Source organism: Methylomonas koyamae (genome assembly GCF_001644025.1).
GTDB classification, from domain to species: domain Bacteria; phylum Pseudomonadota; class Gammaproteobacteria; order Methylococcales; family Methylomonadaceae; genus Methylomonas; species Methylomonas koyamae_A.
Window position 1 is genome coordinate 1 of the sequence record NZ_LUUK01000183.1, and the last position, 22704, is coordinate 22704.

Annotated in this window: 18 protein-coding genes and 1 tRNA gene; 13 read left to right on the forward strand and 6 right to left on the reverse strand. The window is 58.8% G+C overall.

Annotated elements, in window-relative coordinates; translation table 11 throughout:
- The coding region (locus A1355_RS25770) for a hypothetical protein (protein WP_197471833.1) at positions 1-421 on the forward strand (421 nt) is incomplete at its 5' end.
- Positions 422-708: 287 nt separating this feature from the next.
- Here the strand turns inward: A1355_RS25770 and A1355_RS16175 are convergent.
- On the reverse strand, positions 709-1266 hold the full coding sequence (locus A1355_RS16175) for a hypothetical protein (protein WP_064030021.1): 558 nt from the start codon (positions 1264-1266) through the stop codon (positions 709-711).
- Between the two features lie 487 nt (positions 1267-1753).
- Between A1355_RS16175 and A1355_RS16185 the strand changes: the two genes are divergently transcribed.
- From A1355_RS16185 to A1355_RS26450, 8 genes are all read left to right on the forward strand, one after another.
- Positions 1754-2533: a VPLPA-CTERM sorting domain-containing protein gene (locus A1355_RS16185; RefSeq protein ID WP_064030025.1), complete on the forward strand. Its 780-nt coding sequence runs from the start codon at positions 1754-1756 to the stop codon at positions 2531-2533.
- Positions 2534-2638: 105 nt separating this feature from the next.
- A complete protein-coding gene (locus A1355_RS16190; RefSeq protein WP_064030027.1) occupies positions 2639-3475 on the forward strand; it encodes a VPLPA-CTERM sorting domain-containing protein in 837 nt (278 codons plus the stop codon).
- Between the two features lie 67 nt (positions 3476-3542).
- On the forward strand, positions 3543-6053 hold the full coding sequence (locus A1355_RS16195) for a TonB-dependent receptor (protein ID WP_064030029.1): 2511 nt from the start codon (positions 3543-3545) through the stop codon (positions 6051-6053).
- Between the two features lie 18 nt (positions 6054-6071).
- Entirely contained in the window at positions 6072-7778 is a 1707-nt protein-coding gene (locus A1355_RS16200; RefSeq protein WP_064030031.1) for a PKD domain-containing protein, read from the forward strand.
- Between the two features lie 239 nt (positions 7779-8017).
- The gene (locus A1355_RS16205) at positions 8018-8959 is read left to right on the forward strand and encodes an NADH:ubiquinone oxidoreductase (protein ID WP_064030275.1); all 942 of its coding nucleotides are present in this window, start codon (positions 8018-8020) and stop codon (positions 8957-8959) included.
- Positions 8959-10488: a nickel-dependent hydrogenase large subunit gene (locus A1355_RS16210; protein ID WP_064030033.1), complete on the forward strand. Its 1530-nt coding sequence runs from the start codon at positions 8959-8961 to the stop codon at positions 10486-10488. Before A1355_RS16205 ends, A1355_RS16210 begins: the two co-directional genes overlap by 1 nt.
- Before the next feature lie 11 nt (positions 10489-10499).
- On the forward strand, positions 10500-10952 hold the full coding sequence (locus tag A1355_RS16215; protein WP_064030277.1) for a hydrogenase maturation protease: 453 nt from the start codon (positions 10500-10502) through the stop codon (positions 10950-10952).
- Complete coding sequence (locus A1355_RS26450; protein WP_064030040.1) at positions 10945-13593, forward strand: EAL and GGDEF domain-containing protein; 2649 nt, start codon at positions 10945-10947, stop codon at positions 13591-13593. Before A1355_RS16215 ends, A1355_RS26450 begins: the two co-directional genes overlap by 8 nt.
- A 93-nt stretch (positions 13594-13686) precedes the next feature.
- Here the strand turns inward: A1355_RS26450 and A1355_RS16225 are convergent, their stop codons facing one another.
- From A1355_RS16225 to A1355_RS16240, 3 genes are all read right to left on the reverse strand, one after another.
- Positions 13687-14571, reverse strand: coding sequence for a fructosamine kinase family protein (locus A1355_RS16225; RefSeq protein WP_064030043.1), 885 nt, complete (start codon positions 14569-14571; stop codon positions 13687-13689).
- A gap of 20 nt (positions 14572-14591) precedes the next feature.
- Positions 14592-15149 carry a Uma2 family endonuclease gene (locus A1355_RS16230; protein ID WP_064030045.1) on the reverse strand — a complete coding sequence of 186 codons (558 nt, stop codon included), beginning with the start codon at positions 15147-15149 and terminating at the stop codon, positions 14592-14594.
- Between the two features lie 687 nt (positions 15150-15836).
- Positions 15837-17498 carry a glutamine--tRNA ligase/YqeY domain fusion protein gene (locus A1355_RS16240; protein ID WP_064030279.1) on the reverse strand — a complete coding sequence of 554 codons (1662 nt, stop codon included), beginning with the start codon at positions 17496-17498 and terminating at the stop codon, positions 15837-15839.
- A gap of 241 nt (positions 17499-17739) precedes the next feature.
- Here A1355_RS16240 and rpoH point away from each other — a divergent pair, with 241 nt between their 5' ends.
- From rpoH to A1355_RS16265, 4 genes are all read left to right on the forward strand, one after another.
- The gene (gene rpoH / locus A1355_RS16245) at positions 17740-18591 is read left to right on the forward strand and encodes an RNA polymerase sigma factor RpoH (RefSeq protein WP_064030049.1); all 852 of its coding nucleotides are present in this window, start codon (positions 17740-17742) and stop codon (positions 18589-18591) included.
- Between the two features lie 135 nt (positions 18592-18726).
- Positions 18727-18811 (forward strand) — tRNA-Leu (locus tag A1355_RS16250).
- 545 nt (positions 18812-19356) lie between these two features.
- The gene (locus A1355_RS16260; RefSeq protein WP_064030053.1) at positions 19357-20481 is read left to right on the forward strand and encodes a hypothetical protein; all 1125 of its coding nucleotides are present in this window, start codon (positions 19357-19359) and stop codon (positions 20479-20481) included.
- 22 nt (positions 20482-20503) lie between these two features.
- Positions 20504-21070, forward strand: coding sequence for a VPLPA-CTERM sorting domain-containing protein (locus A1355_RS16265; RefSeq protein WP_064030055.1), 567 nt, complete (start codon positions 20504-20506; stop codon positions 21068-21070).
- Positions 21071-21425: 355 nt separating this feature from the next.
- Here A1355_RS16265 and A1355_RS16270 read toward each other — a convergent pair whose 3' ends face one another.
- Both A1355_RS16270 and A1355_RS16275 read right to left on the reverse strand, forming a co-directional pair.
- A complete protein-coding gene (locus tag A1355_RS16270) occupies positions 21426-22046 on the reverse strand; it encodes a hypothetical protein (protein ID WP_064030057.1) in 621 nt (206 codons plus the stop codon).
- A gap of 142 nt (positions 22047-22188) precedes the next feature.
- The gene (locus tag A1355_RS16275) at positions 22189-22344 is read right to left on the reverse strand and encodes a hypothetical protein (RefSeq protein WP_157197915.1); all 156 of its coding nucleotides are present in this window, start codon (positions 22342-22344) and stop codon (positions 22189-22191) included.
- Between the last annotated feature and the right edge of the window lie 360 nt (positions 22345-22704).

Here is a 22704-nt window from a genome sequence, read left to right on the forward strand (position 1 = left end):
TGTTAAAGGACCGCTTACCGAGTTGTCTCGGCTTCTATCCTCAATCGATCAGGAAGCTCAAGAACTACATCTCGATCAAGTTCGATTACTGGAGGCGGTAGACACAGCTACTCTCACGCCGTACTCCTTTCAATTAATAGTGAAGTCTGAGTTTGGTGATGATGTTTTGATCGAAGACGCAGTAGATGCCTGCCGGATGTACATTGATCTTGGGTACAAGACCAACATCGATCTTCGCCAACATTTCCGCGATCCCAGAGTTGAGGAACTATACGTCTTTGTCCAAGACAAAATTGCGGCCTCTGGCAAGAGCGGCCCTATATCCAAAATGGGCCGGTATACCTTCTGGAGTATCTTCGGTACTAGAATCGGTTCACCTGGCTTGAAGGAGTTCTTTGATGCTCTGCCGCCTGATATCTAACCCAGCAATGCACCGGACCACCAAAAGCTACGCTTTTGCTGTCCGGTGATTTATACGTTTTCCTGATTAGCCAGGTACTTCCTCTAGCTCCCAAGCCCCAGCTTGGGAATACTCTCTCGGAAGCTCTAGCTTCCTATCCACATCCAAACTGGAAGCCGGAGCTTCCAAGACCTGGGTTCCCGCCGGAGCTTGGGAACCAGATCAAGATTCCTCTGGTTCTCAAGCTTTGCAGGGGCGGAGCTTGCCGGCGAGGCATCCCCAAGTTCGGCGCTTGGGGACGGGCAAAATCACCAGGGGTTGGAAATTTGGCAATTCTGCGCGGTGACGTTGACCCAATTGACCGGTGCATTCGGGACGCCACCACCACCCAGTCCGCCTGGCGCATATCGGCCGCTCGGCGCGGTACCCCCGGCAACCCAGGCGATGTTGTTATTGACTTCGTACTTCACGCTCACGCCAAAGCCGGCCACGCCCGCAACTACCCGGTCCACCTGGACCGCGGCGGCGTTTGCCGCGTTATTGAGTCCGGGGCCATTCAGCCGGTAGAGCGTGCTGGTATTGACATTCAGGGCGCCGATTAAAGGCCGCAATTCATTGACGACGTTCGCCCGCTGCGGACTGTTACAGAACACCAGGATGTCGCCCTGAATTCTAGGTCCCTCGGTACGGGCGATGAACATCCCAAATTCGCGGTGTGCGTCGGCATATCTTGCCGGCGTTTGAGGAATGTGGATGGCGTATAGCTGTTGGTTGGTTACGAACACGACGCCGATGCAGGTGACAAACCCGGTGACGCCGACAGTTGTGTTGTGTACGCCGAATTCGTACATATTGGAGTAGTACATGCTGTGTCCTCGTAGTGCCGGCCGCCGCCGGAAAGACTTAAAAAGCGCCCGGCGCGATCGCGAGTGTGGTAGCAATCGGCGAGGCTTACGCCGCCGGAAAACCACGGAGGTGGACCGGGTGGAGCGGCAACGATACCCGGCTTTCTCGGCTTCCAGCTGGATTCTATTATCGGTCACGCCGGAGTGTTCCCACAAACCGGGCTTCAATTTATTGTTCGTTAGCGACCTTTGAAAACTCGGGCAAGCGCCGATTTTGAAGGCTCCGCGTGAATCCGTACGCCGTGGTTTTCATCGGCGTCAATGAGGGCGGCGATCGATCCGGCCGCGTAGCAGGCTTTTTGCCGGCTAACTGGTTAATCGTTAACCAAATTTAACATCGGGAAACATTCAGTCTAATACCGGGAAAAATTCCCTAAGCCATTTCGCGCCGCTTCCCGAGAATAGCCGAGAAAAATTCTTTCTTAATCTCGGAAAAAAAGGACGCAATATGAGTTACCTCCCAAAATCGTTAAGCCGTTCCGTCAATTCGCTGGCTCTGGGTATCGGTCTGGCCTTGAGCCAAGGCGCGGCGGCGGCCACGCTGGATCTGGATTTCAGCTACCGCATGACGCCGGGCGCGGGCGCGCTAGGCACCACGATCGCCACCGCTCATTTCGAAGACGTGATTACCAGCACCGGATTTAAAGGCATCGACCTGACTCTGACCAATGTCGGGTCGGATCTGGTGCCGGGCGTCGGTTCCACCAGTTACATCTCGGGCTTATTGTTGGCCTTCGATTTCGCCGACGAAGAATTGCCCAACATCATTATCGAGCAATTCGATGGCGACAACGCGCAATCCGACCGGTGGGAGCCGCAAGAAGACGTTGCGACCGTCGACGGCTTTACCTTTACTAGCGAACTGGGTTTCCCGAAAGGCACCTCGAATCCGTCTTCCTCGACCAGTTTGGCCAGCTTGCGAGTCGGCGACAGCGCCCATATCCAGTTCTGGTGGGATACCGGACTCGAGCAGGGCGACTTGACCGTCGCGGCGCTGGTCGAAGCCCTGCGCGGCGATTCGGCCGACGCTTCCATTCCTGACATCATGGCCGCGGTCAAAGTCCGTAGCCTGGGCGCGATAACCGGCGGCGAAAATATCGAGTCGGTTGCGACCTTGGTGGTCGGCGCGGTCGAGCCGACCGCCGCGCCGGTGCCGGTCCCCGGCGCGTTGCCGTTATTCGCCTCGGCCTTGGCCGGCTTCGGGGTGTTGCGCCGCCGCCGCGCTTAAACCGTTGTTAGCGCCGCGCCGCCTCCAGGCTCTGCTCCCGCCGGGAGGCGGCGCGGCCGCTAATGCTTGGCTGTTTTTTCCATTTCAATTCAAACAATAATAACGATGAAACTTTCAACAAAATCCTGGCTGGTGGTTGGCGCAACCCTTTTGAACCTGTCCGCCGCGTCCGCAGCGACCACCACCCTGAACTTTAATTACATAGCCACCAATCTGTACGGCAGCAGTGGCGTCGCTAACGTCGCGAGCATTACCGTGACCGATTTGGCCGATCTGGGCTTGAACGGCGAGGGCTACGGCGGCGTGCGGGTGCAATTGACCGCCGGCGACCTGGCGCAATTTTCCAGCGGCGTGGCCGGTACCAAGGTGTGGATCTCTTCGTTCGAACTCAATTTTCCCGGTACCTCCACCGACAACGGTTACGAATTCAATAATCAGCACTGGAGCTATGTCGGCGGAGTCAATCTGGCGCCGGTCACTTCCGGCGGCTTGAGCGGCGGCATCGAATGGCAGGAAGACGGTGCCACCGACGGCTGGGGCGCGGCGGCCGGCGATCCGGCCTTCGAACAAGAGTACAACTTCAGCGCCGAGACCTTGTTGGCCGGCACCAGCAGTACGATAGACCTTTACAACCGCGCCGGCTTTTCCGGCATCAGCGTGGCGAATTTACTGAATCCGGCCAACGCCGTCGAAAACGCCTTGCACCCGGAGCAAGCGGACGCGCTGGGCTGGATCAAATTGCGCGGCACCGGCAACGCCGATCCGGCCTTGCGCGGCGTTGCCGGCAGCGGCTTCTGGGGTAACTCGGCCACCGGCGGCAATCCGGCGCAGAATCGTTTGAACGTGCTGGCGATGGCGCCGGTCCCGTTGCCCGCCGCGCTGCCGTTATTTTTATCGGCGCTGGCCGGCATCGGTTTGATCGGCAAACGTCGGTCGCGCTGAAAGCTAGTCGCGCGCCCGGTCGGCGCGTCGGTTCAACCGGGTTGCGGCCCTATCGGCCGCAGCCCCCATGTTTATCAAGTTCATGAAGCCATTACAGCAGTCCGCCAAGCCGGTGGCCTTTGCCTTTCTGTGCGCCGCGTTCGGCGCCGAAGCCGCCGAATCCGAGACGGCCGGTCACGATACCCTGGAAGCGGTCGAAGTCGTCGACGTGACGCCGGTGCACGGGGTCGGCCTGGACAAGGACAAAATTCCGGCCAACGTGCAAACCGCCACCGACCGCGATTTGGATCGATCCGAAGCCAGCGATCTGACCTCGTTCATGAACCGCACCACCGGTAGCGTGACGTTGAACGCCGCGCAAAACAATCCGCTGCAACCGGACCTGAATTTTCGGGGCTTCACCGCGTCGCCGTTGCTGGGTTTACCGATGGGGATGAGCGTGTATGTGAATGGCGTGCGCTATAACGATCCGTTCGGCGATACCGTCAATTGGGACATGCTGCCGGAATCGATGATCAAGAGCATGAACGTGTTCAGCGGCGCCAATCCCTTGTTCGGCTTGAATACCTTGGGCGGCGCGGTATCGCTGCAAACCAAGAACGGTTTCAATTCGCCGGGCCACGAATTGGAGGCTTACGGCGGCGCCTGGGGCCGCAACGTGGTGTCGGCCGAAAGCGGCGGCAACGACGGCACTCTGGGCTATTTCGTGAATGTGCGGCGCTTCGCCGAAGACGGCTGGCGGGATTCCTCGCCGTCCGAGGCCATCAACGTCTACGGTTCGCTGGGCTGGCGTTCGGACAAATCGTCGCTGGATTTCAGCGCCTTGTACGGCAACAGCGACTTGATCGGCAACGGCGCGGTCCCCACCGAATTGTTGCGCGACAACCGCTCGGCGATATTTACCTCGCCCGACCGCACCGAAAACGACATGAAATTTTTCACGTTGGAAGGCACGCATTGGCTCAACGATAAGGTGCAACTGGCCGGTAACGCGTTTTACCGCGATACGGTGACGCGATCCTTCAACGGCGACGATACCGCCTACATCGATTGTTCCGAAGCCGGCGCGCTGTACGACCGCAATCTCGACGGCTTGCCGGCCTATCCGCTGTTTCCTGGCAGCGACGGTTACAGCGGCGATAGCTTTTGGTCTTTCCTGGCCAGCCAGGGGATTTCCCGCGAACGCGCCGAGCCGGGCGACTGTCCCGACGACATCGCCGGCATGGCCGGTTCCGACATCCTGTCGCAATGGATAGTCCGCGACCAGAACGGCAATCCGGTCGGTTACGACGATCCCGATCACCCGTTGAACGCGATCAACAACATCAGTACCCGCAAGCAAAAAAGCTTCGGCGCTACCGGACAGGCTACGTTTCAGCATAAATTGTTCGGGCTGAACAATCAGTTGATTACCGGCTTCGGTTATAACCGGGGTATCGTCAACTACGGTTCTCAAGTGGAAATCGTCCGCTTGCTGGCCGACCGCAGTACCAGCCGCACCGGCATTTTCATACCTGACGACGCCACCGGCCTGAAAGGCGGGACCACGACTTGGTCGGCGTTTTTCAACGATGCGCTGGACTTGACCGACCGCGTGACCTTGAGCTTCGGCGGTCGCTTTAACGATACCGTGATCCGTTTGCTGGACAGCTTGGGCAACAGTCCGGAATTGAACGACAACCACGCTTACAGCCGTTTCAACCCGTCAGCCGGTTTGACCTGGAAAGTCAACGACAAACTGGGCGTTTACGGCGGTTACAGCGAATCGGCGCGAGCGCCGACCATCGTCGAACTGGCCTGTTCCGATCCCAACGCCGAATGCCGGCTGCCGAATGCCTTCCTGGCCGATCCGCATTTGCAGCAGGTCGTCGCCGAAAGCTTCGAGGCCGGATTTCGCGGCCAGCTCGATAAGGACACGGCCTGGAACGTCGGGTTTTTTCATACCATCAACAAAAACGACATCATTTTCCAATCCACCGGCGGCGCGACGTCTAATGTCGGGTTTTTCTCGAACGTCGGCGATACCCGCCGGGTGGGCATGGAAGCCGGTTTGTCCGGCGTATTTCGGGAAGATTGGCGCTGGTATTTGCGCTACAGTTTCGTTGACGCCACTTTCCAGAACAACTTCTTCGTCAGCAGTCCCACCCATCCAGCCCGGATCGAAACCTTCGGCGCCAACGGCGAATACAGCGCGGTGATTCCGGTGGAAAAAGGTGACCGGATTCCCGGCATTCCGCAGCACAGTTTGAAACTGGGTTTGACGGTGCCGGTCACGACGGCGCTGACGGTCGGCGGCGACGGCCTATTCAATTCCGGACAGTTTCTGCGCGGCGACGAAGGCAATTTCCTGGGTTCGACCGATCCCTATTTCGTCATGAATCTGCACGCCAATTATCAGTGGACGCCGAATCTGGCGACCTTCCTGATCATGGAAAACGTGTTCGACACCGATTACGAGTCCTTCGGCATGTTGGGCGAAGCCAACGAGTTGCCGGGCTTTCAAAACTACAGCAACCCGCGCTTTCTGGGACCGGGCGCGCCGTTCGGCGGCTGGGTCGGCGTGCGGTTGAAATTTTAAGCTTTGCGCGGAGACGCCATGAACAAACCATTATCGGCGCTTTGCATCGCCGCGACTCTGATTGGCGGCGCGGCCGACGCCGCCACACTGGACCTGGTATTCAATTACCGGCTGACGCCGGCCGCCGGTACCGGCCAGACCGTCGCCACCGCCCATTTCGAGGACGTGATCGACTCGAACGGCTTGCCGGCCGTCGATTTGCGCCTGACCAACGTCGCGTCCAATCTGGTGCCGGGCGTCGGCGCTACCAGCTATATCTCGGGACTGTTGCTGGCCTTCGACTACACCGCGCCGGAATTGCCCGGCATCGTGGTCGAACAATTCGGCGACGACAGCGCCCAGTCCGATCGTTGGGAACCGCAGGAAGACGTGGCCACCGTGGACGGTTTTACCTTTACCAGCGAATTGGGTTTCCCGCGTTCGGAGACGCCGAGCAGTGTCGGTGCCCGCTTGGCGGTCGGCGAAGTCGGCCATATTCAGTTTCAGAACGACGGTAGCCTGCCCAATGCCTTGACTGTAGACAAACTGGTCGCGGCGATACGCGGCGGCGGTGCAGATGTCGGCGCGCCGACGGTACTGGCGGCGGTCAAGGTGCGCAGTCTGCCCAATCTGACCGGCGGCGAGACGATAGAATCGGTGCCGACCGTCGTGATCGCGGCCGGCGTGCCCAGCGTCAATCACGCGCCGACCGCCGATGCCGGCGAGGATGCGGCCGTCGATACCGGCTCCACCGTGCAACTGGACGGCAGCGCTAGCAGCGATCCGGACAGCGACGCGATCGCCGCTTATCAATGGACGCAGCTATCCGGCGAGACGGTGACGCTGTCCAGCGCCACCGCCCAACGGCCCAGTTTTACCGCGCCGGCCACGGCCGGCACGCTGGTGTTCGCGTTGACCGTCAGCGACGGTAGTCTGCAAAGCGATCCGGATACCGTGACGATCACTGTCAACGCCGGCAATAACAATCCGCCGCCAAGCAATCGCGCGCCCAGCGTCGATGCCGGCGCCGACCAGTCGGTGGCCGAAGCCAGTCTGGTGACCTTGGCCGGCAGCGCCAGCGATGCCGACGGCGACGGTTTGAGTTATCAATGGGAGCAGACCGGCGGTACCGCCGTCAGCTTGCATAACCCGCAAAGCGCTACGGCCAGCTTCACCGCGCCCTGGCTGGCCAACGGCTCGGAAACCCTGAGTTTCAAACTGACCGTGACCGACGATGCGGCTAGCCCGGCCTCGGCCGAAGCGACGGTTGATGTGGTTGTCAACAACGACGACGGTTTGCTGGATTGCTCGCAAGCCAGGCCCAGCAAAACCTACTTATGGTCGCCGAACGGCGCGATGCAAAAAGTGCTGATTCAGGGTATCACCGGTCCCGGTATTGATACCGCCAAACCGAATTACGATTTGCGTATCGATGCGGTAAGCCAGGACGAACCGTTGAAAAACCCGGCGCTGAAAGACAAAACCAGTCCGGACGCCAAAATCACCCGCACCAAGCGCAGCGCGAAAAAGCCGCTGGCGCTGGATGTATTGCAATTGCGGGCGGAGCGCCAGGGCCTGCAACCGAAAAACCAGGCTTTCACCGGCAACGGCCGGGCCTATCGGGTGGCTTTTACCGCCAGCTACGCCGGTTTGTCCTGTCAGGGCGCGGTCAGCGTGATGGTGCCGCCGACGCGCGGTAGCGCGGTGACCGACGACGGTCAGCAATACGACGCCACCCGGCGCTAGCGGTCAAGATGGTCGCCGGCGGCTGGTCCGAGTTTGCGCGGGGCAGGGTGGGCTGCGTTTAATTCTCGCTCGCCTAGAGGCAATCCTGTCAATCTCCGGCGCGGGCGCGGCCGGAGCGGCGCTTAAATCCGTATCGGCGGGATAGCGACGTGCGGGCAATGTATCAGCCGTTTGCTCGAAATTGGCCGATCTGAGCCAATTTCAATACAATGCCTCCCAAACGGTATTCGGGAGTGGTGGTGGCGACGTTATTTTGGTTACAAACCGGCGCATGCGGCGGCGAATCGCTGGCGATACTCAGTGCCCAATCGCCCAGCATCGAGCAACTGTTCGCGACGCACGGCGTCGAGCTGCTCTGGCATCCGTCCTTATCCAGCGCGTCTATGCGCGAGCACGACCGCCTGATCGAAGCCATAGGCGCCGGAGAACGGGCGCTGGATATTCTCTGCGTCGAAGGCAGCATTGTCACCGCGCCGCGCGGCACCGGCTTGTACGACAGTTATCGCGGGCGGGCACGGATGGAGATTGTCCGCGAGCTGGCTCAGCGCGCCGGCGTCGTGGTGGCGATGGGGACTTGCGCGGCGTTCGGCGGCGTGCATGCCGCCGCGCCGAATCCCAGCGACTGCATCGGCTTGCAATTCGATCGTGACCTGCCGAGCGGTTTGCTACCGGCGGAATGGCGCTCGCGGCGCGGCTGGCCGGTGGTCAATCTGGCCGGCTGTCCGGCCCATCCGCATACCATGACGCAAACCCTGGCCTGGCTGGCGGCCGGCATGCCCTTGCCGCTGGACGAGCTGAATCGGCCGCTGGCCTTTTTCAATACTGTCGTGCACCAAGGTTGCACCCGCAATGAGTACCACGAATACGACATCGAAGATACCGAATTCGGCGGCAAGGCGTGTCTGTTTTTTAATCTGGGTTGCCAGGGACCGATGACGCAAGCGGTGTGCAACAGCGACTTGTGGAACGGCGTAAACAGCAAGACCCGCGCCGGCGTGCCGTGTTTCGGCTGCACTTCGCCGGATTTTCCGCGTGAAGTCGATTTGTTCAGCACGGAAAAAATCGGCGACATTCCGGTGCGGCTGCCGATGGGCGTGGAACGGGCGCGTTACATGGCTTACAAGAATCTGGCTAGGGCGGCCGCGCCGGCGCGGGTCGAGGGCAAGGATATGGACGTCTGATGGCGCGGGTCGAGCTAAATGTCAATTTGAACCGGGTCGAGGGCGACCTGGAACTGGCGCTGAGTCTGGAAGATGGCGTGGTCGTGGAAGCGCGCACGGTCGGTACGCTGTATCGCGGTTTCGAACAAATTCTGGTCGGACGTAGTCCGCGCGACGCCTTGGTTCTCACACCGAGAGTATGCGGGATTTGTGGCACCGCGCATTTGTACACGGCGGTGCTGGCCTTGGAGCACGCCTGGCGCGTGCCGGTTCCGGCCAATGCCACCCGGATTCGGAACGTTTGCCTAATCGCGGAAGGCATCCAAAACGATTTGCGGCAAACTTTCTTGTTCTTCGCGCCGGATTTCCGCAACGCCCGTTACCGCGACCGGCCGTGGTTCGCGGCGGCGGAGGCTGAGTTCGCGCCGTTCGCCGGGCGCGTGCACCGGGAAACCTTGGCGATTACCCGAAGGGTCGTCGAAGTCGTCGCCCATTTCGGCGGGCAATGGCCGCATTCGTCGTACATGGTGCCGGGCGGCGTCACTTCGCCGGCCGATGCCCGCCGATTGCTTGCCTGCCGGACGATCTTCGCCGAAGTGCGCGAATGGTACGAGCGCATCGTGATCGGCGCGCCGCTGGACGAATGGTTGGCGCTGGATAGCGCCGCCGGTTATTTCGAGTGGCTGGAGCGGCCGGCGCATGCCGCCAGTGCATTGGGCTTGGTGAGCCGCTGCGCGCGCGACCTGGGTTTGCAACGGATGGCGGCCGGTACGCCGCATATGATCAGCTTCGGCGCTTGGTGCGATCCGGCCCACTGGGACGCGCCGCACAGCGCCCGATTGATGTCGGGCGGATTCTACGACGGCGATACCGGGCGTATTGCCGAACTCGACCAAGCGCTGATTAACGAGCACGTCCGCCATTCCTGGTTCCGGCCGTATTCGGGCGGTCGCCATCCCTGGCAGGGCGAGACGATTCCGGATTACCAACCGGGCAGCGATCGTTACACCTGGGCGAAAGCGCCGCGCTACGCCGACAAGGTCGTGCAAACCGGCCCGTTGGCCGAATTGCTGATCGGCGGCGACGCCTTAATTGCCGATCTTTACGCGACCGAAGGCGGCAACGCCTGGTTGCGGCAATTTGCCAGGGTTCGCCGCATCGCTTACGAATTGGCGCAGGCCGAACGGCATTTGCACGAATTGGCCGAACATCTCGGCGAGCCGCATATCGCCAATCCGGCCAAGCATGCCGAAATCGACGGTGAAGGCTACGGCCTGATCATGGCGGCGCGCGGGGCGCTGGGACATTGGCTGCGGATACGCGGCGGCGTGATCGAAAAATACCAGATCGTCACGCCGACCGCCTGGAACGCCTCGCCGCGCGACAGCGCCGGGCTTCCCGGCCACTGGGAGCAAAGTCTGGTGGGGCTGAGCGTGGCCGACCCCGACGATCCGGTTGAAATCGGCCACGTGATCCGTTCTCACGACCCTTGCCTGGTCTGTACCGTGCATATGCTGGAAACCGGCAAACGCTGGCGTTTCCTGCCGTGACGGTGACGTTGATGCCGCATATCGTTTGTTTCGGCAATCCGCTGCACGGCGACGACGGCTTCGGCGCGGCGGTGTATACGCGCCTAAGCGAAACTCCGCTGCCGGACGGCTGGCGGGCGTTCGACGCCGGCACCTCGGGCTTGAACGCGCTGTGGTTGTTTCGGGACTGCGGCGAAGCCATCATCGTCGATAGCCTGGCGCCGGGCGCCGAGCCGGGCCGCTTGCGGGAATTGACGGCCGGCGATGTGCTGACCGAAGCCGCGCCGGTCGGGCACGGCGGCGGGGTTGGCTATTTGTTGCAAGCCTTGCAAGCGATGCCGGAACCGCCGCCGCGCGTCCGTATCGTCGCGGTCGAATCCGCCGACGTGTCGGCCTTTCGGCCGGGTTTATCCTCGCCGGTCGCGGCCGCCGTGGCGCCGGCCGTGGCGCTGATCCGTAGTTACATCGGAGCCGGCGATGACTGACCAGGCCCTGCAAGCCGAATTGGAGTGGCTAAGGTTGGAGCTGGCCGCGTTGCGGCTGGCGAATTCCGCGTTGGAACAGCAAATGGTGAAGGGTGCCGAGCAAACCGACGCGATGATTCGGGCGTTGGAGACGCAAAGCAGCGCGCTAAGGGCGGCGAATCTACGGCAACTCAACCAAACCAATTTTACGCAGCGGGTGATGGACACCACCGGCGCGCTTGTGATCGTGCTGGGTCCGGACGGCAGAATAAGCCAGATCAATCGGCGTTGTGCCGAAGCGATGGGCGAGCAAGCGGCGGCGATCGAGGGTCGCGTTTTGGACGAATGGCTGTTTCCCGACGAATTGCAAACCTTGATGGACCAATTGCCGGAATTGCCGTGGCCGGTGTATTCGCCGTTGTTCGAAACCCTGCGTCGGGCCGACGGTTACGCGGCCGAGCACCGTCTGGCCGATTCGAGCGGCGCGTTCCACGATTATTGGATGGAAGCAAGCCTACTGCACAGCCCGCAGGGTAAGGAAGAAGGCGCGGTGATTTGCGCCACCGACATCAGTGCGTTGAAGAATCAGCAAAACCGTTTGCGGCGTAGCGAAAGCCTGTTGAAGGAAGCCCAACATATCGCGCAGTTGGGCCATTGGGAGCTGGATTTGGCGGCGGACCGCTTGATTTGGTCCGAGGAAGTTTGCCGGATATTCGAGTTGGACGCGGCGCGGGCGCCGGCCAACTATCAAGCGTTTCTGGCCTTGGTGCATCCGGACGACAGGGCCGCCGTCGATCAGGCCTACGCCGAGTCGCTGAACTCGCCGTGCGCGTTCGCGATCGATCACCGTTTGTTGCTGGCCGGCGATCGAATCAAATGGGTACACGAGCGTTGCGTCACGCATTACGACAGCGACGGCCGGCCGCTACGCTCGTTCGGCACGGTGCAGGACATTACCGCCCAGCGCGATGCCGAGTCGGAGCAGGAACTGGCGGCCAGCGTGTTCGACAACAGCTTGAACGGCATCATGATTACCGATGCGAAGACCCGCATCATCAAGGTGAATCGGGCGTTTTCGGAAATCCTGGGTTACGCGCCGCCCGAGGTGCTGGGCCACAAAGCCAGACTGTTGAAATCCGGCAATCAGGACGCGCATTTTTACCGGAATTTGTGGCGCACTCTGGAACGCGACGGCAAATGGCAAGGCGAGATTTGGGATCGCCGCCGCGACGGCGGCGTGGTTCCACTGTGGCAGAGCATCTCGGTGGTGCGAGCGATGGACGGCCGCTTGCTGCATTACATCGGCGTGTTTTACGATCTTAGCGAACAAAAGCGCAACGCCGAGCACATTCACCGCTTGGCCTATTACGACGTGTTGACCGGTCTGCCTAATCGGCAATTGCTGAACGAGCGCTGCGAACACGCGTTGCGGCGCGCGCAGCGCGACGGCCAGGGCTTGGCGGTCTTGTTCCTGGATTTGGATCGTTTCAAGCACGTCAACGATACCTTGGGTCATCCGGTCGGCGACGAGCTGTTGCGCGCGGTGGCGCAGCGTCTCAGGGACAGTTTGCGGGAAATCGATACCGTGGCCCGTCTGGGTGGCGACGAATTTATCGTTCTGCTTGAAGACACTCGCCACCAACCGGACATCGAACGGATCGCCGCCAAAATTCTCGGCGCGCTGACCCTGCCGTTTAACGTCGCCGGCCATCGCCTGGACATCGGCACCTCGATAGGCATCAGTCGCTTTCCCGGCGACGGCAACGATGCGACCACGCTGATCAAACATGCCGATTTGGCGATGTACCGGGCCAAGGAACAGGGCAGGGGCAATTTCCAGTTTTACGAAGCCCATCTCACCGCCCGCGCCAACGAACGGCTGTATCTCGAAGGCGAGTTGCGCGAGGCCGTGGCGCGCGGCGAGCTGACATTGTATTACCAGCCGCAATACCGGGTCGGCGACGGCCGTCTGGCCGGCGCGGAAGTGTTGTTGCGTTGGTTTCATCGCGAATTGGGCATGATCCCGCCCGATAAATTCATTCCTATCGCCGAGGATTGCGGTTTGATCGTGCCGATCGGCGAATGGGTGTTGCTGATGGCTTGCCGGCAACTGAAGAGCTGGTTGGACTGCGGCTTGAATCTGCCACGCGTGGCGGTGAACTTGTCCGGCGTGCAAATTGAGCGCGGCAATATTCTGGCAATGGTCAGCCAGACCCTGGCCGCGACCGGCTTGCCGGCGAGCTGTCTGGAACTGGAAATCACCGAGACCTACATCATGCGTCAAGCGGAGTCCAATGTCGGCGTGCTGGAAGAATTGCGCGCGTTGGGCGTGACCTTGGCGATCGACGACTTCGGTACCGGGCATTCGTCGTTGGGATACTTGAAGCGACTGCCGGTCGCCAAACTGAAAATCGATCGCTCGTTTGTGATGGACATTCCGCAAGACAGCAACGACGTCGCCATTACCCGCGCCATTCTCGCCCTGGGTCAAAGTCTGAAGATGACGGTATTGGCCGAAGGCGTCGAAACCGCCGAACAGGCGGCGTTTTTGCGCGAACTAGAGTGCGACGAAGTGCAGGGCTACTTTTTCGGCAACTGTTTGGATAGCGCGGCCTTCGCCAAGCTATTGCAAGTCGCGGCGGAGGCCGGCGAATTCAGCTAGGCATCGTGGGGAGCTGCAGGTGAAGCGTTAGCCGCGATTGAGGGTAGGGGCAATCGAGTCGGAACGGCGAACGGAGCGGGACATCGACGGCGTTTAACCCAATTCCGCCAGGAGCTGTTCCATCATGCGCTTGGCCTGGCTCTGATAGCCGCCGCCGAATAAATTCAGATGGTTGAGGATGTGGTAGAGGTTGTAGAGCGTGACGCGGGTTTTGTAGCCGCTGTCCAGCGGATATTCTCGTTGGTAGGCCGCGTAGAAATCGCGGCTGAAACCGCCGAACAATTCGGTCATCGCGATGTCCGCTTCGCGGTCGCCGTAATAACAAGCCGGATCGTACATCAGCGGTTGGCCTTGCGCGTCGCAGCCGGCGTTGCCGCCCCATAAATCGCCGTGCAACAGCGAAGGGTGGGGGCGGTAATCGCTGAAAAACTGGCCGACGCGTTCCCGCAAGCGTTCGCCCAAGCTTTGCAACGGGCCGCCATGGCCGTTCTCGGCGGCGATGCGCAATTGTTCGCCCAAGCGCCGGTCGCGCCAAAATTCGACCCAGTCGTCGGCGCGCCGGTTGAATTGCGGCGTGGAGCCTATCGTATTGTCGCGATGCCAGCCGAACCAGGGCTGGCGTATCCGGTGCAAAGCGGCCAGCGCTTCGCCGAAGCGGCCGGCGGCGGTCGAATGCAGCGGGCCAAGCTCGACAAAGTGCAACACCAGATAGGATTGGTCGGCGAAACGGCCGTGGCAAATCGGCTCCGGTACCTCGACCGTGCCGGATTCGCGCAGTTCGCGCAATCCGGCGGCCTCGGCGGCGAACATGTCCGCCAGCGACGCCCGGTTCAGCTTGACGAACCAATCCACCCCGTCGGCTCGCAAGCGGTAAGCGGCATTGATGTCGCCGCCGCCGACGCTGGCGATGCGCGGATTCCGCAGCGTGCGGCCGGTGGTTTGTTGCAAATGTTGTAATAGTTCAGCGTTCAAGGTCATTTCGTTTCCAGTGCGGCGGATCAATCCCAAGCCGCTTCGTAAATGCTTTCGATGGGGATATTCAGTTCAACCGATGCTAGCGGGATCGTGGCGCCGTCGGTGTATATATTCATGTCCCAACCGTCGTCGGTACGCCGGTAAACGCGCACGTCCATGCAGCTTTGCGCGACCAGTACATATTCTTGCAGGCTGTCCAGTGACTGGTATAGCTGGCGCTTGTCCTCGCGGTCGAATTTGGCGGTGGAATCCGACAGGACTTCGACGACCAGTTTCGGCTGTTCGCGGAAATGGCTATCCGGCGCGGTCTCGCAAGTGACCATCAGATCGGGGTAAAAATACGCGTCCGCCGCGGCGACCTTTAATTTGACGTCGGACATGAACACTCGGCACGGCGTGCCGCGCAGGTGCTCCCTTAGGATAAAAGCGAGGTTTAGCGCGATGATGTTATGGCTGTCGCTGGTGCCGGTCATCGCGAACACCTCGCCGGCGACGTATTCATGCTTGATTGGGCTGGACAACTCCATTTCCAGATAATCTTCCGGCGTCAAGTGGTTCGATTTGGGCATCGGTACGGACATGGGACGCTCCTGATCCTTAGGCTAGAAATATTTCTTATTGTTGATGGGATTGCCGGGTTTTGCAATCGGCGAATCGGCATTGCGGTTTATACGCGGATGTGCCGGACACCAGTGGCGGGCTAATCGCTCTTCGCGATTGTCGAATCCCAGTCGATGCGGCATTTTTCGCAGGTGAAGTGAATGGTCTCAGGCGCGCTAAGCCGTTTAGTACGCCGGTGCATCCATCGGTTGCAAGTCGGGCACTTGGCGACGTACATACGTAGCGCTCCGATCAGCATCACAAAAATCCACATCATCATTAGCACGGCAATGCTTATTGTCTCCAGCGATTCGTCGTTCGGCTGATATGCGGCATAAAATGAGTATGCAAAGGGCACTACCGAAACCGCAAGAATCGACAGCATAACCTTCAGTGAGGTTTTAGCGTGGGTAGGATGAATTCGAGGAGTCATGTGGCGGCCAGACGCTGAAAGTTATTGGTACCGGAGCGCAACGTAGTGGAAACCGACGCTGCGCGGCTTTATCGCGGAGCGTCATGTTGACCGTTATGTTAGGGTGGCATTACGCACCACTTCGGCTAGGACCGTAGGGTGCATAAGCGATAGCGTCATGCATCACAGATCGAAAAGTCAAATGGCGGAAGGCGTTGCGCTTTTCCACCCTACCTACTCATAGGCCAAATTCAAATCACTTCCCCCAACTATCCCTCAACGTTACCGTCCGGTTAAACACCAATTTCCCCGGCTTACTATCGACGCTGTCGGCGCAGAAATAGCCGGTGCGTTCGAATTGGTAACGGGTATCGGGCGTGGCGTTGGCGAGGCTGGCTTCGACGCGGGCGTCTGTCAAGACTTCCAGCGAGTCGGGGTTGATGCCGTCGAGGAAATTGTCCAGCGTGTCCGGGTTGGGGTGGCTGAACAGGCGGTCGTAGAGGCGGATTTCCGCCGGCAGCGCGTGTTGTTCGGAGACCCAGTGAATCACGCCCTTGACCTTGCGCCCTTCCGGGTTCTTGCCTAGCGTGGCCGGGTCGTAGCTGCAACGCAGTTCGACGACATTGCCGGCGGCGTCTTTAATGACTTCCTCGCATTTGATCACGTAAGAACCGCGCAAGCGCACTTCGCCGCCGGGCACCAGACGTTTGAAGTCTTTGGGCGGGTTTTCCATAAAGTCGTCTTGTTCGATCAATATCACTTTGCCGAACGCCACTTCGCGGCTGCCCATTTCCGGTTTTTGCGGGTGGTTGGCGATTTGGTAAGTCTCGCTCTTGCCGTCTTCCCAGTTAGTGATGACGACGGGCAACGGCCGCAAGACCGCCATCGCCCGTAACGCGTTGTCGTTGAGGTTGTCGCGGATGCAGGTCTCCAGAAAGCTCATTTCTATCCAGGAGTTTTTCTTGGTCACGCCGATGCGCTCGCAGAAATCGCGGATCGCTTCCGGCGGTACGCCGGCGCGGCGCAGGCCGGAGATGGTCGGCATGCGCGGGTCGTCCCAGCCGGTGACGTGTTTTTCGGTGACCAGTTGCAGTAGTTTGCGCTTGCTGACGATGGTGTATTCCAGTTGCAGGCGGGCGAACTCGATTTGCTGCGGGTGGCACGGCGTTTTTAGTTCGTCCAAGACCCAGTCGTAGAGCGGGCGGTGGTCTTCGAACTCCAGCGTGCAGATCGAGTGGGTGATGCCCTCCAGCATATCCGACAAACAGTGGGTGTAGTCGTACATCGGATAGATGCACCAGGCGTCGCCGGTGCGGTGGTGATGAGCACGGCGGATGCGGTAAATCGCCGGGTCGCGCATATTAATGTTGGGCGAAGCCATGTCGATTTTGGCACGCAGCACGTATTGGCCGTCGGCGAACTCGCCGGCGCGCATGCGTTGGAACAGGTCCAGGTTTTCTTCGATAGGGCGGTCGCGGTCCGGGCTAGGCTTACCGGGTTCGGTCAGCGTGCCGCGATCCAAACGCATTTGTTCCGGCGTGGAACTGTCCACGTAAGCCTGACCTTGCATAATCAATTGCACCGCATAGTCGTACAAGGTCTCGAAATAATCGGAAGCGTGGTATTTGCCGGCCCATTGGAAGCCCAGCCAAGCCACGTCGCGCTCGATCGATTCCATATATTCGACGCTTTCCTTTTCCGGATTGGTATCGTCGAAACGCAGATTGCAGGTGCCGTTGTTTTCGGCGGCTAGCGTAAAGTTCAAGCAGATCGATTTGGCGTGGCCGATATGCAGATAGCCATTGGGCTCGGGCGGGAAGCGGGTGGCGACCCTGCCGTTGTTTTTAGCGGCGGCCAAATCCTCGGCGATGATGTGGCGGATGAAATTCGAAGAAACGGGGCTATCGGTCGCTGACATGGAGTAGGAAACGGGAAATTGGATAAAGCCGCAAATTTCGCGGGGTTGAACACTGTCGGCCATTTTAACGAGTTTAAACGGTACTCGCAAAGTGGCCGAACCGGTCCGGACGCGGCGAATATTCGCCGAAAATGCCGCTAACTTTTTGACTGAGAAGATTTTTATCAAATTATTAGCACTCTCTGTATTCGAGTGCTAGAATTCTGTCAACACATAAACCATCAACGGAGTCTAGGCTGTTATGAATAACTCTTTGGCTTTGCCGATCAACTTGTCGGTCGGGACATTCGATAATTATTTAAGCGTGATTGCCCGGATGCCCAAATTGAGCGCCGAGCACGAATATGCGTTGGCGGTCCGTTATCGCGACCTCGGCGATCTGGAAGCCGCCAAGGAACTGGTTATGTCCAATTTACGTTTTGTCGCCCACGTTGCGCGCGGTTATGCCGGTTACGGCTTGCCGATGGCGGACATCGTTCAGGAAGGCAATATCGGTTTGATGAAAGCGGTCAAACGTTTCGATCCGGATTTGGGCGTGCGGCTGGTGTCGTTCGCGGTGCATTGGATCAAAGCGGAAATCCACGAATACGTGATCAAAAACTGGCGTATCGTTAAGGTGGCTACCACCAAGGCGCAACGTAAATTGTTCTTCAATTTGCGGAAGCTGAAGAAAGACCTGAGCTACCTGAGCCGCGACGATGCCGAGGCGATTGCCGAAAATCTGGATGTCGACGTCAAAACCGTTTACGAGATGGAACGCCGTCTGGACGGGAGAGACGTGGGATTGGAGCCCAGCGACGACGATAGCGACAACTCGCCGGCGCCGATTGCCTATCTGGAGCAGCAGGGCGCCGATCCGGCCTTACTGTTGGAGACTAGCGATTGGGAACACCGTAAGGAAGAGCTATTGCTGGACGCAATGGCGGGACTGGACGAGCGCAGCCGCGATATTCTCGCCAGCCGCTGGCTGGTGGAACAAAAAGCCACCTTGCATGAGCTGGCCGAGCGCTATCAGGTCTCCGCCGAGCGGATACGTCAGCTCGAACAAAACGCGATGAAAAAACTTAAAGCGGCGGTGATGTTGGAAGCTTAAGGACACGCTAGGGTTTTCAATGCGACAAGGACGCGCCGCGCTCTAAGTAGGGCGAGGCGAAAATGAAAACTCTAAACCTCGCAATTAAAAAGAGGTTGCGCGGTAATAAAATTGCAGTATAATGGTTGCTTCTGTGCCGGGGTGGTGAAACTGGTAGACGCGCCGGATTCAAAATCCGGTTCCTTCGGGAGTGTCGGTTCGATTCCGACCCTCGGTACCACAGATTTATGCACGCAAGTGCAACGAAGTACAAAAACCCGCAAGCTGTCTGGCTTAGCGGGTTTTTTATTGTCCAGAATACTTCAAGCAAATGCAGGCGCTTTTACAGCGACAATGCCCGCGAAACTTTCTTCCCCACCGCTTGCGCTGTCCGCAACATCACAAAGCCCGCCGTTTCGAAATTCAATGACCGCCCGGAGTCGGCTGAAAGCCGATCGGCAATATCAAGTTGCCGGCTGATTTTGCTATCGCCCGGCCACTGTAAGGACGTAATTTCAACCCGGCAAAACACAATTAACCAGCACACGTAGCCGGTTTTCCAGCCACTGAATGAAAACGCTGGTCAATGGGGTTAAATTACCCTATATTTAATACAGTAATTTTTGACGCTCATTTTGGCTTTTTTCGGCGGGTTGCCGGCAAAGGCGTCTGGCTTCATCCTGGTTTTTTACAACAAGTCTAAATTTCTCCTGCCCACTCGGACTGGCCGACAGTATCAACGGATTTGGGCAAATCGCATTTCATTACTCCATCAAGGAGGCTCTTATGAATAAGATCAAACACAAACCAAGTCTTGCGGTCGCTTGCCTGCTGATCGTACCGGGTTTATCGACCCCAACCATCGGCATAGCCGAAACAGGTAATGTGGTGTTATGGAACAAACTGGGGAGTAACGCCGAGGTGACCCATAGCGAAGTAGGACCGGATGGCACCCTAATGGGCGGCAATTACGCTTATGAGCCGGGCAAATTCGGCAACGGCTACGTTCGTAAAGGCCTTTGGAACTGGGTTGAGTTCCCAGGCCAAATTATGCGAAATCTCGCGCAACGCGGCGCGATCTCGATGTGGATCATCCCCAAGGTCACCCAGCCGCAACCCTACAACTACGGCGTTTTCGGATTGCTTGGTCACCCCTATTCAGGACAAACGGATACTTTTTTTCTCTACTGGGGCGACGGCGTTACCGGCCAGGGTATTTTCGGCGGCATAGGCTCGGCTGGAATATTGACCCCAAACGAACCCAAACAGTTTGTCGCGCAAATCGGCACGCCGTTCCACGCCGCGATTGCCTGGAATGTCAATGGCATAGAAGGCGGCAGCGATAGATTGAGAGTTTACCGCGACGGACAACTGATCAGTTCAAGTTCCGCATCATGGAACCCGGCGGCCATTCCCGCCGCGGGCTTTGTTTTAGGTAGTAGCGCGGAATCCGACGGCAACTCTTACGACAAGTACATCGTCGACAATGTGGTCGCCTACGATTACGCCAAAACCGACTTTTCCGACCGATTCATCGAAAATCCGGTGGATTGCCAAGTAGGCGAGCTGCCCGAGCTATCGGCCAACATCAGCAAAAAGTCCGGTACCCAAAGCGCCCGTATCTGGACGATTTCGCTCGGTAACGATAGCCGTTGTCCGGCGGAAAACGCCCAAATCGACGCATTGAATCTAACCCAAGTAGCTGGTGCGGCTTGTGCTCCAACGGTGACCACGCCAGCCAGTTTCCCATTGGGCGTTGGCAATATCGCCGCCGGCGCGCAGGTGAGCGGTACGGCCAGCATCAACTTCAACGGTTGCCCTAACGTCGCCAGATTTAAAGTCAGCATTCCGTTTAGCAGTAACGACGGCGAAGTATCCGGATCTAAAACCTTGACCAATCAATTCCGCTAATTGTTAATTCGGAGATATTCTGATGATGAAACGCATATTCTTGTTAGCCGGCTTGTTATTCATACTGCCAAGCACCCAGGCCTCGACCGCATTCCAATTGGAGCCCGCCAATGGCGCAATCGCAGGTTACCGTGGCGATACCGTGGGTTGGGGTTTCCTACTGACCAATACCCAAAACTTTCTGGTCGTGACCGGCGCGGAATTTCAATCCTCAAGCTCGCCGGGTACCTTTACCGACTTTATCAGCGCACCCGATAATTTCTTCGTCGTAGGGCCGGGCTTTGGCGCCAGTACGGCCTGGGGACAATCGTTCGATGACAGCAACCAAACCGGATTGGGCCGCTTTAAAATTGCCGACGATGCCGCTCAAGGGACTAGCTACGGCCAGATCGTACTGACCTACGACTTATTCGCCCGCAGCCCGTTCAATCCCGCATTCGATCCCGACACCGATACACTGTCCAACGGCAATGTGTTAACGGCAAACGCTTCGATCACCGTCAATACCGTACCGATACCCGCGGCCTTCTGGTTGTTTGCTTCGGCACTGGCTGGATTAGGGATTTCGCGGCGACCCTACCGCCGTTGAACTAAATTAGCCGCTCAGCCAACGCCGCCGCCAAACCCGAGGCGGCGGCTTTCAAAAATTTTTCGCCGGTTTTTTGTTATGGGTATGGCTGCGAAAGCCGACATCCAGATGCCGCAGAGAGGGAGTTTGCCGTCCCTGGCCGAGGATGTCCGCTTCCCGGCGAGCGCGAAGGCCTTACTCCATGTTGATTCGCTAGGATTGGCGGCGGGGCGAAACGAGTCATTGTCGTCCGCCCCGATAAACTTAATTTAGGCGCGGCGATTAGTCCGCCAAACCCGTTAAGCCAACCGACCCCGACGCGGCATGCACGGCTCACCCGCGCCAGGGTAGCGCAACACAAACGCGATCCCTTCGGTCACGGCGCGCAATTGACCACCAATTCGTCGCTGAACTGGCCGACTTCATGGTCTTTTTGCACATACACCGCCGTATAGCGACGCAATTCCGGCTTACCCGGTACCAACAGAGCGCGGTTATCGATAAAGTGAGTCTGGGTTTCCCGCGCCAGAAACATGAACTCCGCGTCGTTATCGCGCTGGCAGTACAAATTGATGCCGTCGCTGCCGCCCTTCAAAAAACTAAATTCCACAACCCCGCCGGTTTGATCGATCGCTTTCAATACCGGTTTGGCCTCGGATAAATCCTGAGAGGACTCGCTGCCGATGATGCCCAGCAAATTGCCGATGGCCTGGGTATAGTTGCTCAGCGTTTTAATGCGCCTAGCCAAAATCCGGGTATGACCGCCCGACTGAATACAGGCCGCGGTTTTCTCCGCATTGGCATGCTGAGCCGCCGCCGCGCTGATGTTGGAAGCGGCAATTTTGCTGTGCAAAGCCTCGTTATCGTTGACGATTACCGCAATATCGTCATCGGACAAGCCCAATTTTTCCTTTAATGCGATCAGATTGTCTTTAAAACGATCATGCCAAAGCAGCAGCTCGCCATCGGAGCGGGGTAAATAATCGGATTTAGCCATGGTAAGACTCCTTAAAAAAGGACAGCGCCGGGATTGACCGTTAGCGCGGAGGCTGGTCAATAGCGGAGAAGTGATGATAAGAAGAGGGGATTTAGACTAGCGAATAAGCTAAGTCTTAGTGGATTGTAGATCAGCTTGCGCATCACTGGGGTGAGACCAATTGTCGCAGTTCCGCGCCGACCGGCCAGCGGATATAACTAGACGCTATAAGGTTCGGACCGATTTCGGCATCGGCGCTGCCGGCCAAGCCGCGTTCGCGGCCATCGTTGGCAATCGCGGCGCGTGGATTTCGCCGCACGCTTTCGCCGGTCCGGAAAGTCGCGCGGTATTTCGGTTCCACCGCGCCGGAAAATCAGCCCACCGCACGGTAAATCGAGTCCACCGTACGCTCGGTCGGTTCCACCGCGCATTCCAGGCGTCAGAACGCACGGTCGAGTCGCCCGACCGCGCCATCGCCGGCTTCCACCGTACGGTTAAAGCGTTCCACCGTACGGTTTACCCGCGCTACCGCGCGGAAAATTCAGCGGTCAGCGCGGACCGGGTAGCCCGTGGCGCCGCACTCCGGGCGTCTGGGGCGGTATTCGACGATGGCGGCAAGCTAGCCGGGTATCGGCGGAGACGCATGGGCAAGGCCGCTGTGCCGACCGAGCCTGACTGG